Origin of the sequence: Paenibacillus allorhizosphaerae (assembly GCF_042659105.1) — a bacterium.
Lineage (GTDB): Bacteria > Bacillota > Bacilli > Paenibacillales > NBRC-103111 > Paenibacillus_G > Paenibacillus_G allorhizosphaerae.
Genome location: NZ_JBHSRV010000001.1, coordinates 327102 through 339294 on the forward strand (window position 1 = coordinate 327102; position 12193 = coordinate 339294).

The 12193-nt window shown below is 51.1% G+C and carries 11 protein-coding genes; 2 read left to right on the forward strand and 9 right to left on the reverse strand.

Features of this window, described 5'->3' with window-relative positions; genetic code table 11:
• Window positions 1-97: 97 nt before the first annotated feature.
• The 3 genes from ACFQI7_RS01305 to ACFQI7_RS01315 form a co-directional block, all read right to left on the reverse strand.
• A complete protein-coding gene (locus ACFQI7_RS01305; RefSeq protein ID WP_218096598.1) occupies window positions 98-1069 on the reverse strand; it encodes an aldo/keto reductase in 972 nt (323 codons plus the stop codon).
• Window positions 1070-1121: 52 nt separating this feature from the next.
• A complete protein-coding gene (locus tag ACFQI7_RS01310; protein WP_218096599.1) occupies window positions 1122-2168 on the reverse strand; it encodes an MBL fold metallo-hydrolase in 1047 nt (348 codons plus the stop codon).
• A gap of 317 nt (window positions 2169-2485) precedes the next feature.
• The gene (locus ACFQI7_RS01315) at window positions 2486-3319 is read right to left on the reverse strand and encodes a DUF2935 domain-containing protein (RefSeq protein ID WP_218096600.1); all 834 of its coding nucleotides are present in this window, start codon (window positions 3317-3319) and stop codon (window positions 2486-2488) included.
• 199 nt (window positions 3320-3518) lie between these two features.
• Between ACFQI7_RS01315 and ACFQI7_RS01320 the strand changes: the two genes are divergently transcribed.
• Window positions 3519-4550: an FUSC family protein gene (locus ACFQI7_RS01320; RefSeq protein ID WP_230414577.1), complete on the forward strand. Its 1032-nt coding sequence runs from the start codon at window positions 3519-3521 to the stop codon at window positions 4548-4550.
• Here the strand turns inward: ACFQI7_RS01320 and ACFQI7_RS01325 are convergent.
• Genes ACFQI7_RS01325 through ACFQI7_RS01345 form a run of 5 tightly spaced genes read right to left on the reverse strand, consistent with a single transcriptional unit; the run spans window position 4508 to window position 9885 of the window.
• Complete coding sequence (locus tag ACFQI7_RS01325) at window positions 4508-5149, reverse strand: nucleotidyltransferase family protein (RefSeq protein ID WP_218096602.1); 642 nt, start codon at window positions 5147-5149, stop codon at window positions 4508-4510. The genes ACFQI7_RS01320 and ACFQI7_RS01325 overlap by 43 nt on opposite strands.
• Window positions 5136-6188 carry an XdhC family protein gene (locus ACFQI7_RS01330; RefSeq protein ID WP_218096603.1) on the reverse strand — a complete coding sequence of 351 codons (1053 nt, stop codon included), beginning with the start codon at window positions 6186-6188 and terminating at the stop codon, window positions 5136-5138. The genes ACFQI7_RS01325 and ACFQI7_RS01330 overlap by 14 nt, the downstream gene beginning before the upstream one ends.
• Window positions 6189-6200: 12 nt before the next feature.
• The gene (locus tag ACFQI7_RS01335; protein ID WP_218096604.1) at window positions 6201-6701 is read right to left on the reverse strand and encodes a (2Fe-2S)-binding protein; all 501 of its coding nucleotides are present in this window, start codon (window positions 6699-6701) and stop codon (window positions 6201-6203) included.
• Window positions 6702-6704: 3 nt separating this feature from the next.
• Window positions 6705-7538 carry an FAD binding domain-containing protein gene (locus tag ACFQI7_RS01340; protein ID WP_218096605.1) on the reverse strand — a complete coding sequence of 278 codons (834 nt, stop codon included), beginning with the start codon at window positions 7536-7538 and terminating at the stop codon, window positions 6705-6707.
• Window positions 7525-9885 (reverse strand): xanthine dehydrogenase family protein molybdopterin-binding subunit, encoded by a 2361-nt coding sequence (locus tag ACFQI7_RS01345; protein ID WP_218096606.1) that lies wholly within the window; start codon window positions 9883-9885, stop codon window positions 7525-7527. Before ACFQI7_RS01345 ends, ACFQI7_RS01340 begins: the two co-directional genes overlap by 14 nt.
• A gap of 293 nt (window positions 9886-10178) precedes the next feature.
• Here ACFQI7_RS01345 and pdxR point away from each other — a divergent pair, with 293 nt between their 5' ends.
• Window positions 10179-11612: a MocR-like pyridoxine biosynthesis transcription factor PdxR gene (pdxR, locus tag ACFQI7_RS01350; protein WP_218096607.1), complete on the forward strand. Its 1434-nt coding sequence runs from the start codon at window positions 10179-10181 to the stop codon at window positions 11610-11612.
• Window positions 11613-11703: 91 nt separating this feature from the next.
• Here the strand turns inward: pdxR and ACFQI7_RS01355 are convergent, their stop codons facing one another.
• Window positions 11704-12108: a FixH family protein gene (locus tag ACFQI7_RS01355; RefSeq protein WP_218096608.1), complete on the reverse strand. Its 405-nt coding sequence runs from the start codon at window positions 12106-12108 to the stop codon at window positions 11704-11706.
• Window positions 12109-12193: the final 85 nt, after the last annotated feature.

A 12193-nucleotide genomic window follows, 5' to 3' on the forward strand; every position in this document is an offset into this window, starting at 1 on the left:
GCGTATAGCGCTCATTTTTTGATCATGCGATCAAGCAAGCTTTACGGATTTTCGGCAAAGAAAAAAGCCTGATCGCTCAGGCTTCCATTGCAACCGTTTATCGGCGTCCGCCGCTGCCAAACGGTCTTGCGTATACAAACTGTTCGCTTGCGTCGTTTAGTTCCTGCAACACATGCTCAGGCAGTTCGAGCTCGACCGCCTTCAGGTTATCGTCTATTTGCGATTCGCGGGTCGCACCGGCAATAACCGTGCAGACGGCCGGCTTGTGCATCAGCCATGCGAGCGAAAGCGCCGTAGCCGTCGTACCGATCTCCGCCGCAATCCGGACAACGCGGTCGCCAAGCTCCATCCGTTCGGCATCCATCCGCTGGGCAAAGTTCGGATTTTTCTCGAGCTGCGAACCGCTCGGTACGGAGCCCCCGGAATATTTGCCCGTCAGGATGCCTCCCGCGAGTGGAAAATATGGGATAATGCCGATTCCCTGATCCACGCAGAAAGGCACCAGCTCCCTTTCGACTCCGCGATCGACAAGCGAATAGCCCGGTTGCACGGTGACATACGGATTCAATCCTTCGCTCTTGCTGATCGCAAGTGCCTTCATCATTTGCCATGCCGAATAGTTGGATGCGCCGATATATCGTACCTTACCGGAACTGACCAAATCGTCCAGCGCGCGAAGCGTCTCTTCCAGCGGTGTCTTTGCATCGAAAGCGTGAATCTGGTACAAATCGATGTAGTCGGTACGCAGACGGCGCAGACTTCCTTCCAGCTCCTTGATGATATGGTAACGCGAGGAGCCGCTTTCGTTCGGTCCTTGCCCCCGTTTCATCCCCACCTTCGTTGCCAGAATGATATCTTGGCGACGCCCTTCGAACGCTTCGCCAATAATTTCTTCGGACTTCGTTCCGGTGTATATATTCGCGGTATCAATGAAGTTAATTCCACTCGCCGCGGCATGATGCAGAACGCGGATCGACGTCTCTTTGTCCGCGCGCCCGCCGAACGCATTCGTACCTAATCCAAGAACCGAAACCTGCAAACCGCTAGTGCCCAAACTCCTATATCGCATTTCAGCTTCCTCCTGTTCGCTCGATTAGTTGCAATGAGCGTGATCGGCCGCGCTACTCTTTCATCAATATGGCGGTAATGCCGGGTTCAATCAAATCGATGAACTTCAGTGCATCGTCGCGCGTGCCGACGACATCTGCATAATGATACGGAATGACGATGCGCGGACGAATCAGATTGGCTGCTTTGGCCGCTTCTTCATAAGCCATCGTAAACGTACCGCCCATCGGAAGGAAGGCAACGTCTGCGTCGATGTCTTCCATCTCCGGAATCAGATCCGTATCGCCGGCCATATAGTACGACGCTCCGTTCACTGTAATAATGTAACCTACCCACTGGCGATCTTTCGGATGATTGCTCGTTTTCGTATTGTACGCCGGTACCGTTTTATAAGAAATATCATTTACGGTTCCCTCTTCGTTTGGAACAGCGCCGACGACTTTGCCGAATCCGGCATCAGCCACTTTGTCCAGCTCATTGGCCGGGAATACGATGGTTGCATCGGCTTTGGCAACTTTGCGGATTTCATTTAAGCTAAAATGATCACCGTGCGTATGTGTGATAAAAATAATGTCGCCATCCTTCGGCTCGCCGTCCACCTTGTAAGGATCGACATAAATGATCTGTTTTCCGGTAAGCTTGACCATCGATTGCTTGAACAGCTGAACGCCCTTCAGCACATTCGTCTTGGTCGTAACGGTAACATTCATCTTCTCCTTATTCCATACCGCGCCGGCCCCCAGCTTGTCCTGGATAAAGGCAAGATCGACATAGACCCGGCCATCCTTCAGAAACGGCTTGCCGCCGCTCGCAGATGCTTCCGGCTTAAACGTGAACGCGGCATCTCCTTCCCCGATACGAACCGCTGTCGATTTCGCATCCCAAAAGACGGGAATCCCCATGTTTTCGGCGGCGATCCGGACGGGGACGTATACGCTGGCGGTGACCGAGTAAGGCTGGGCGTCCGGAAATACGATTTCCCTCCCGTCCACTTGAACCGTCACCTTGCCGCCCGTTGCCGGTTGGTCAGCTGCGAACAGCGACCCCGTACCTGTCAATGACAGGAGCAATACGAATAAAACGGCTACTCTTACCTTCATGCGACACCTCCCAAAAATGGTTTGTTTGCAAATCCGGGAATGCAAGTGGGCCGAGTCTGCTGCACCAAATATAATCGGCCGTTGATTCCACGTACGATAAGATTCTACAAGAACCATAAAATTCCTGTACGAAAATGACATAATGTTAAAAATATTCTGTCTTATCCCATGACCATTACAGCGGCAGTCTTGTCTGCTTCTGCTCGAAAAGAAGGCGGATAAACCTAAAAATGAAGCAGCAGCCCGAGGCGTGATAACCTCAGTCTGCTGCTGATTTATTGCAATATCTTTGCCGGCTCGAGACGGGGTATCAGCCGCTATGAATGATCGCTGATAACCATGCTTTGAGGAGGAGGCAGAGGCTTCCCTGACAAACTGTTTTCAAACATATCGATAATGTGTAAAAATCTTTCAGCTTCACGAAAAACATGGTCAGCTAGCAAAGGATGAATAATGCTTTTCACGCGGCAAGCTTCGATTAATTCTCGCGCTGTTTTTTTGAAATCTCGCAATGATTTGACAGAAACACGGTTCTGGTCAAGAAACTGGTCCAGAAGTGGTGCAGTTTGCGATTGCGGACGCATGGAATCTAAATCTCTTGCTTGAAATATCAATTGGTCGAACTCGTTACTGAAATGATTCGCTTGATCAACCAGCTTTCGTTCGGAAGGATCAAGCAGATGACTAATAAACTTGGCGTGATCAGCCATGATTCTTAGAAAAAATATGTTTTCGTCGATGATGGCGTCTGGCAGCGGCTCCAATCTCCCCGTATTTAATTCCGCCAACCGGTTTCTGAAATAATTGGCTTCCCTGCTTACATGATCGACCAGCAACGGAAAATTATTCGCCCCCGGAAGCTGGCAGCGCAGTATCAAATCAAGCACCTTTCTCTTAAACACCCAGATGTGTGAAACCGCATTATGGACTTCTTCGTTAAACCTTGTGATCGTCTGGGGGTCCGTACCAATCGAAAATGAATTTGCCTTATTCTCGATCGATTCGAATATGGCATAAAATTGATTGGCTTCATTGATCAGTCGGGTATCCTCACAGCGAAAACCAAGTCTAAGGAAGAGCGAATGCTCCTTCATAATGCGCGACCAAAATCTCGTTTCATCTAATGAACGTGCAACAAACGCGTTGGACATACCGAAGCTCCTTCCCAAAGTATCTTTTCTTCATACCATATGTGCGAATGCCCATATTGGTTAAAAGACAGCTCTTGAAAATTTTTATTGAAAAGTGTGGGAATAATAGTTCATATTGATCTTTAACATAATATCTGGAAAACAATGCAAGAAAATGATGGCTCATGCGAGAGTCGCGGACAGAAGGAGTTACAGCGTATTGAAAAGCAAAATCGTAGATTTCATCGCTACGCACGCCGTTGTTTGGAAAATCCCGGTCGCTTCCGCATTCGCTTGGGAAATTGCCGAATTTGCCGGATCGAAACATCCTTATTTATCTCCGCTTACGGTCATCCTGTCCATTCAAGCAACGGTCGGAAAATCCGTGCAATTCGCATGGCAGCGCATCCTGGGCACCATAGCAGGCGTCCTGTTCACGGCTTCGATCGCTCCCTATGTCGGCTTAAGCGGCTGGAGCATCGGACTGCTGCTTTTTGCCAGCGCCGTGATCGTCGCATGGATGAAATGGGATCATGCGGTCATGATCCAGGTTGCGCTAAGCATTTTGCTCGTCATGTATTTTCAAAGCAAAATGCCAAGCTACCCGTTTGATCGCATTCGCGATACGATCACCGGAGCGTTCGTTGCCGTCCTATTCCAATTGTTCATTTTCCCACCCGATTCCGTCCAGCAAGCGAAAAAAAAGATGAGCCAGTTCGCGGATCATTTAACGGATCATTTCTATCGCACTGCACAATGGGTAAAAGGCGGATGCTCCTCGAACGAAGCCCGATTGATGACGACGCAGCTGCAAACGTTATTCCAGGAGCTGCACAAGACGACGACGGAGCTGGAGAAAGCGGGTCAAAGCTTGAATTACAATCCGCTCGCCCACAAGAAACGTCATACACTGCATGATCTGAATCACAAATTAGAGCTGCTTCGGCAAGGGTTTGCCAACTTATCGGACATGATACGCGTATTTACGAAATGGTCCGAGAGCAGCTTGTTTACGCATGAGGATCAACGCGTTTGGACCGGTCATTTGAACAACCTGGCAGCCTATGTAAAAGAGTGGAGAGGGCTGCTGGAGGCTCCGAAAACGTCCGCCTACGATCCGCATGCCGTTGGTTTGCAAATCAAAGCGCCTCATCCAATGGATAAAGAACAATACCCGCTTGCTTTGTATATGAATGCCGAACAAATCATTCAAGATTTCAAAAATCCCGTTTTTTCCAGCAACAATGCGTAGTCATCCTCCGTATCCACATCCGTGAATAAATCAGTGTCGGCGAAGTCGACGTAGGTGCCCGCCGTTTCATTTCGGATCATCGATCGGGCTCCTTGATCGCCTTGCAAGTGCAACAGATCCGGAAATATGCGCCTATCGAATATAACCGGCGGCCTCGCAAGTCCGTTATAGCGCGAAGCGGCGTAAGCCGTGCCGCTGTTCGCCGACCGTTCCTTTTGATAATGAATGAGCAGCTCATCGATCATTGCTGCAGAAATGAGCGGCTGATCCGCCAGCAAGATCATCACGGCGCTGGATTCCAACGATATTGCAGCCTGTACACCGCACCGCAGCGAGTGCGCTTGCCCCATATCAGCGTCGGGGCAGTTGATTACGGACCATTTTCGCTGGACCGGATCGCGGTATAAATCGCTGTGAATCCAATCCGCGGTTTCATTACCCGAAACAACGAGCACATGATCCAGGATGGAGCGTACAGCGGCGGCAAGCCCATAGCTTCCCACATTCATGGACCCGAGAGGAAGCCTCAGCTTATTTGAACCCATTCGCGTACTTCGTCCCGCCGCCAAATAAATACCCGTTATCTTATTTGGCTTCATGAGCAACATTCTCCCGCATTCTTAATTGCCGGTACGTGCGTATTAAATCGGCGAGAATGCTCACCGCGATTTCTGCCGGCCCTTGTGCGCCGATCGCCATGCCTACAGGGGAATGAACTTCGGCGGGCACCATGTCCCCCTGCAGCAGCCGTTCGGCGCGTTTTCTCGATCCCAGTATGCCAAGGTACCAAAGCCCCCGGTCCGAAAGCAGGCGAACGAGCTGCCGGTCCCGGCCAAAATGATGCGTCATTACGATGGCGCAGTCGTAAGGCGTACAGGGCAGCTGCTCCATGACTTCCTCCGGAAATCCGGCGATGATCGCTTCTGCATCGGGAAAATAGTGCCGGTCGCATAAGGCCGCCCGCCAATCGGCCACGATGACGGAAAATCCAGTAGCGGCCGCAAACGCAGCTAACGGACGGGCATCCGGTCCCGCGCCAAAAATAAACAAACGAGGCTTTGGATAGAAGGTATGAACGTACACTTCGGATTGCATCGAAGAGACATAGTTCATGCCGCTTCTTCGCGCCTCGCCGCAATGCATCCAATCGAGCAGCGATTGAGGAAGGTCTCCGCCCCATTCGCCGAAGCGATACTGCTTTTCAGTTAAGAAGCCGTATTCGGAAACGGACCGATCCAAGCCTATTTTTTTGAAATGCACGACTTCGGTTCGCTGGTCCAAACAAGCCTTCAATGTTCGTAAATGCGACTTTAACGCGTCATCAACCGGTTCCATCATGACATGAACGACGCCCCCGCACCCGGAGTCCTCCCCCCAGGAGAGCGGAGCCGTTGATGCTTGCATATCGAAAACAACTTCGCAGGAAGCGCCCCTCTCCAATATTTCCGGCACGCGGGCCGCGAGATCCGCTTCCAAACAGCCGGCGCTTAGCACCCCTATTTGCGACCCGTCTTCGAGAAACAGCATCGAGGCCCCTTCTTTGCGGTATGCACTCCCTTCCACATGCGTAATCGTTGCCAGCACGCTTGGCCCATCGGCACGTTGAATCGTTTCTAGTAGTCGATGAATATCCTCCACGCTTCCCCCTCCTCAACGCCCGGGCGATGACATATTCGCATTGTTATGCAGAGTAAAGATCGTTTTTACCACTTCATGGATTTCTTCATACGACGTACACCTGCAAATGTTGGATTCGAGCCATAGCTGAATCGATCGTTCATCGGCATTCGGATGGGCGTTCAACAAGCCGTGACAATTCATGATAAAGCCGGATGTGCAGTATCCGCATTGGAACGCCTGTTTTTGTGCAAAAGCTTGCTGTACCGGCGTACGGTCCAAACCTTCGATCGTCGTGACCCGCTGTCCATTGGCTTCCACGGCGAGCATCAGGCATGATTTTACGGGCAGCCCGTTAACCAAAATCGTACACGCGCCGCAATCGCCGTTGTTGCAGCCAGGTTTGGCGCCTGTCAGTCCGAGCTGTGCCCGAAGAACGTGCAGAAGCACTTCCGCTGCCCTGACCCGAATCGTCCGGCGCTCTCCGTTAACCTCACAATGTATAGAGTAATGCGCGGCATCGTAAGCTGGCATGCTTCACCTTCCTTCCAATTCGCTTACGGCATCAGCCATCGTTTGCTTAAGAACAAATCCGCGATAAGCGGCGCTTCCTTCGACATCGCTCAGGATCGGTGCCGGCAGCCTGTCGATCGCTTGAGCAATCCGGTCCGATAAGGGAAGAGACGCATGATTGAGCGCCTGTTCGATGGCGGCGGAACGAAACGGAAAAGAACAAACGCCGCTGTAAGCGGTGCGAATCCGATTGTCTTTCTTGAGCGCGGCCATCGTTACGAGCGGATAGCCTACGTTACCGATTTGCCGTTTTTTGTAATGTACGAAAGGCAGCGACGCATATTCGCGATCCGTCATCGTCTGCACAACGAATTCACCGTCTGCAAGCCGTATTTGCTCTAAGAACACGTCATGAATGGACACTTCTCTCGTCCCTCCCGGTCCGGCCACAACCAGGCGGCTGTCGGCCAAGAGCAAAGGCAGTACAGCCTCACGGTAATAAAATGCGCTGCAAACGTTTCCTCCCAGCGTAATGGAATTACGGGCCGTCTGATCGGCGATGCCCTGCGCCGTGCCGCTGAGCAGCGGGAACGGGTTTGCCGCGGATAGCGCCGATAACGTGACACTGGCCCCTATAATGAGTCGATCCTGCCGGAATTCGAGTACGCCGCACTCGGGTATCGATTTGATATCGACGACCGCCCCGGGCCTAACGTAGCTGAGCCTTCCCAACGTAATGATTTCCGTGCCGCCGGAGAAATACATCGGATGCTTCCCCTGCGCTTGCAGACGCTGAAACCATTCTACGGCCTGCTCTATGGATGCAGGCTTGTAATACTCAAAGTCAAACGGAATCATGGACGGCCCTCCAGATCGATTCCGGCGTTAAAGGCAAATGATTCAAGTCTACGCCGACAGCGGTCGACAAGCTGTTGGCCAGTGCCGCAGGCATGCCGATCAGACCATGCTCCCCGATGCCGCGCAGTCCGTACGGCGCTTCCGCATGAGGCGTCTCGACGAAGTCGACCGCATATTCCGGTTGTTCTCCGTACCTGATCAACTTGTAGGTACGCAGCTGCCAGTTGAGAATCGCCCCGCTTCGATCGAGGCGGTACGCTTCGCGGCTCGCAAAACTGAGGCCCATGCTCATGGCGCCCGTCACTTGGCCTCGGGCGAATACCGGATTGATTACTTTGCCGGCGTCGATGACTGTCGCCGCTTTTACGATCTTGTAGGTGTAATCTTTCGTATTCACTTCCACTTCAACCGCTTGTGCCCCGACTGTCCATTCCGGCCCGGGATTGCCTTTTCCCGTTTCCGGGTCCAGCAAAGTCAAATTGCGCATAGCATAGCTCCCGCGTCCGATCACTTGCCCGCCGATCGTGTTCCCATTCGGAAATTTATACCCGTTGGCGATTTTTTTAATTTCGATCCTGGTATCGGGACGATCTTTGACGAAAACCATCCCTTCTCCGACTTCCAATTGTTCGGGGGACACTTGCAGCACAGTGGAAGCGATATGCTTCAGCTGTCCGATCGCATCCTCAGCAGCCTTCATCACCGCATTCCCGACTAAAAACGTGCTGCGGCTCGCCACCGTTTTCCAATAATAAGGATCGGCTTCTGTATTGACATCCCAAGAAATATGGATCATCCGCTCATCCATACGCAAACGTTCGGCCAATAATTGCGTAAGAGCCGTCCTTGTTCCTTGACCGATTTCCACCGCCCCGCAGAGAAGATTCACGCTGCCGTCGGGATGAAACAATACAACGGCTCCCGCCCCGGCATCCGTTGGCGTGCTTGAATTTTTCCAGAAGCAGGATACTCCTCTCGCTTTAATGAGGTGACCGTCGATTTCGATTGGGGGGCGATCGTCCCAACCGATTAAATTCTTCAGCTTCTCGATGCACTGCGGCAAATCACCCACCTTGCTTCGGTCTAACAAATTTTGTGTCGGCGTGGTATCCCCCGGTTTAATCGCATTAAGCAATCGAAACTCCAAAGGATCCATATCCAATCGATTTGCCATCGTATCCATGGCTCTTTCAATGGCAAACGTCAGTTCCGGATGAGCGAATCCTCGAAACGAAGTCGAGTAAGGATGATTCGTATACATACATAAGGAATCGCAGTGCAAATTATCGATCCGATAAGGCCCCGTACAATCGACGGCGCCAGCCCGGTTCATGACGGCTCCTCGATCGGAATAGGCCCCCCCGTCAAACAGATGCCATATTTCCGCAGCCATAATTTTCCCTTCTCGGTTGCAGCCCAGCTTGATCGTGGCCTCCAAACCTATATGTACCGGAGAGGTGATCATATCCTGCTCCCTGGAATTAACCAGCTTCACCGCTTTGCCGCCGACCGCTTTGGTAGCCATGTATACGAGAAATTCCAGTTGGATCGCCGCTTTCCCGCCGTAGCTCCCTCCGACCAGCGGCGTATGAACGGTAATTTGCTGAAGCGGAACGTGAAACGATTCACTGATCGACTTTCGAATGAAAAAGGGCGACTGCGATGCGGAATAAATGATTACTTTACCGTCCGGTAAAATTTCCCCGATGCTGCATCGCACTTCCATGGCCGCATGATCCGATTGCGGCAGCGATACGCGCACATCAATGATATGATCGCTCTGCCGCCATCCTTCCTCCATATCCCCTTTGCGCATTTTGGTGCGATTGGCGACGTTCGTGCCCGGTTCGGGATAGACGTCTTCATCCCGCTTGTAAGAGGCAAGATGTTCGTGAATCAGCGGAGCATCCGGCCTGTAAGCCTCTCCCGGAGAGTGAACGACGGGCAGAAGCTCAAAGTCCATTTTAATAAGGCGAGCCGCCTTCTCAGCTGTATACCCTTGATCTGCGACAACAAGAGCGACGGGTTCACCGAAATATCTTACTTTGTCTATTGCGATGGGAGGCCGGTCTGACAGCGGTGAACCGGTAAAAACCGGATAATCTTGTCCGGTAACGATCGCCCGCACCCCTGGCACTTTCCATGCTTCGGACGTATCGATCGATATTATTTTCGCATGAGCATGCGGGCTGACGGCTAGAGTGGCATGCAGCATTCCCGGTCTGACGATGTCATTCGTATATTTGGCGGTTCCGGTGACCTTTTCCCAAGTCTCCTTTCTGGGAACGCTTTTTCCAAGTGATTCACCGATTGGATTCCCCTCCTTTTTCGAGGTATAATGTTTCATTGTGCTATAGCCTATATATATACAGCACTTTTTGTCCGTATTATTCGAAATGGATTGAACAAGGGTTGACACGGATATACTGCTAACAATCGTCTGTCTGGTAAAGAAAGCATAATTTTACTGAAATGGAACCATCCGCTTTGTTAACAAAAGTACCATCCATGTTCAATAGATTGATATACATTCTTCAATCAAATGACGTTGAAAAAGGCGTTTCATTCATAAACCGAATGTTATGATGAAATCATCCTGTACTTGAATCTATTATTTCACACGGCTAGGAGGTGATCTTCATGTGGAAGCCCGATCGGGACAGCAGCCAACCGCTATACCAGCAAATTGCCGATGACATCGAACGAAGAATTTCATACGGCGAGTTTCCGCCTGGAAGCCAGCTGCCTTCGGAACGAAAGTTAGCCGAACAATTGAGGGTTAACCGGAGTACTGTCGTACTTGCTTATTCGGAGCTTCGCGCGCTCGGGATTATCGAAAGCCGTTCGGGAAGCGGAACCCGGGTAAGCCGGCACAAATGGGGCGCCACACCGAAGCATACTCCGAATTGGCATCGGTATGTAGAAGGCGGCAGTTTTTTGCCAAACCCGCTTTTTTTGCGCCGGATCCGGGAAGCGCTGCAGCAAGACAAAACGCTGATTGACTTTGCCAGCGGTGAGCTGGGCGCGGACCTGTCTCCCGTGAAAGAGATCAATACCATTATCGATAAAAATTACACCGAATATCTCGGTTATGATAATCCGCAAGGATTTGCCCCGCTCCGGGAGGCACTCGTCGCGTATTTAAGCCAATATCGGGGCATTCATACGACAGAATCATCGATCTTGATCACTTCGGGCTCTCAACAATCGTTATATTTAATTACACAATGTTTGCTAACGCCCGGGGATGCGGTGGCCATCGAGGATCCTTCGTATTGCTATTCGTTGCCCATGTTTCAATCCGCCGGTCTTCGGCTGTTTCGGCTACCCGTCGACCATAAAGGAGTTCGTTCGGAAGATGTGTATTCGCTCTATAAAAAACACCGCATCAAGATGGTGTTCATTAATCCAAATTTTCAGAATCCGACAGGCACCTTCCTTGATGAAGAGCGCCGAAAGCAGCTGCTCGATGTTGCGAGCGAGTTAGGACTTCCGATTGTAGAGGATGATCCATTCAGCTTGACCGCTTATGATGGATCGCCGCCGCGGCCGCTCAAATCGATGGATTCGATCGGCTCGGTCCTCTATATCGGCTCTTTCTCCAAAATCGCGGCATCCGGGCTGCGGGTCGGGTGGATGGTCGCCCCTCATACCGTTGTTGAACGGCTAGCCGATGCGAGACAACAGATGGATTTCGGACTTAGCGTCGTGCCTCAACAGGTTGCGGCACAGTTTTTAAACTCCTCCTATTTTCAGCCTCACTTGAGCAATTTGCGAATGCAGCTGCTCTACAAACGGGATCTATTGATAGAAGCGCTTCAGAAAGAGCTGCCGGACCTGATCCGCTTCACGGTTCCACAAGGAGGCTTGCACTTATGGTGTAAAGTGATCCCTGAGGTGAACGACAGCAAGTTGTTGGAAGAAGCGATCCGACGAGGTGTCATCTTTGTACCCGGCAGCGTCTACGGCTCGAACTCGGGTTATGTGCGAATCACTTTCGCTAGACCCAAAGCGGAGCAAATCGTCCCGGGTATCGCCAAATTTGCAGCTTCGCTTCGGGCCGTACTCGGGTAAACAAACGAAAAAGGTGAATGAAAGCTTTGTATTTTGCGATACAAGCCTTTCCATTCACCTTTTTTTTGTATGAAGCGGGTATCTCTTGAGCCTACTTGTCGGTTACGTTTTTCACGACCAGTTCCTTTATTGGCGTAACATATGTTTCTTTGTCCGAAACTTCTGCCGTTACATAGTAGACTCCCGCTTCCGGGAACATCGTCTGGATTCGATATTTGCCATCATGCGAATGTCCCGCGGTGATCGTCTTGCGCTTCTCTTGATCCTTCTTCCATATTTCAAACTTCACTTGCCCCGCATCCGTCACCTTCTCGCTGCCCTTTGTAACAAGCGCATCGATGAGAATGGCTTTGCCTGAGTGCAGTGTTTCCTGTACCGGCTTAATTTCAACCTGAACCGCTCCGGAATGGACGGCGGTTTCGGTAGTGGAATTAGAGCAGGCGGCAGCAAGTAAAAATGTAACAAGTGCTATGAACGGCAAACTTTTTTTCATCATGACAATACCCTCCTTAGGTATAAGTGAATGATTAGTAACAAGCATTGCGTATGAGGTTAACCTCACGCTTTACTTTAAAGGAGAA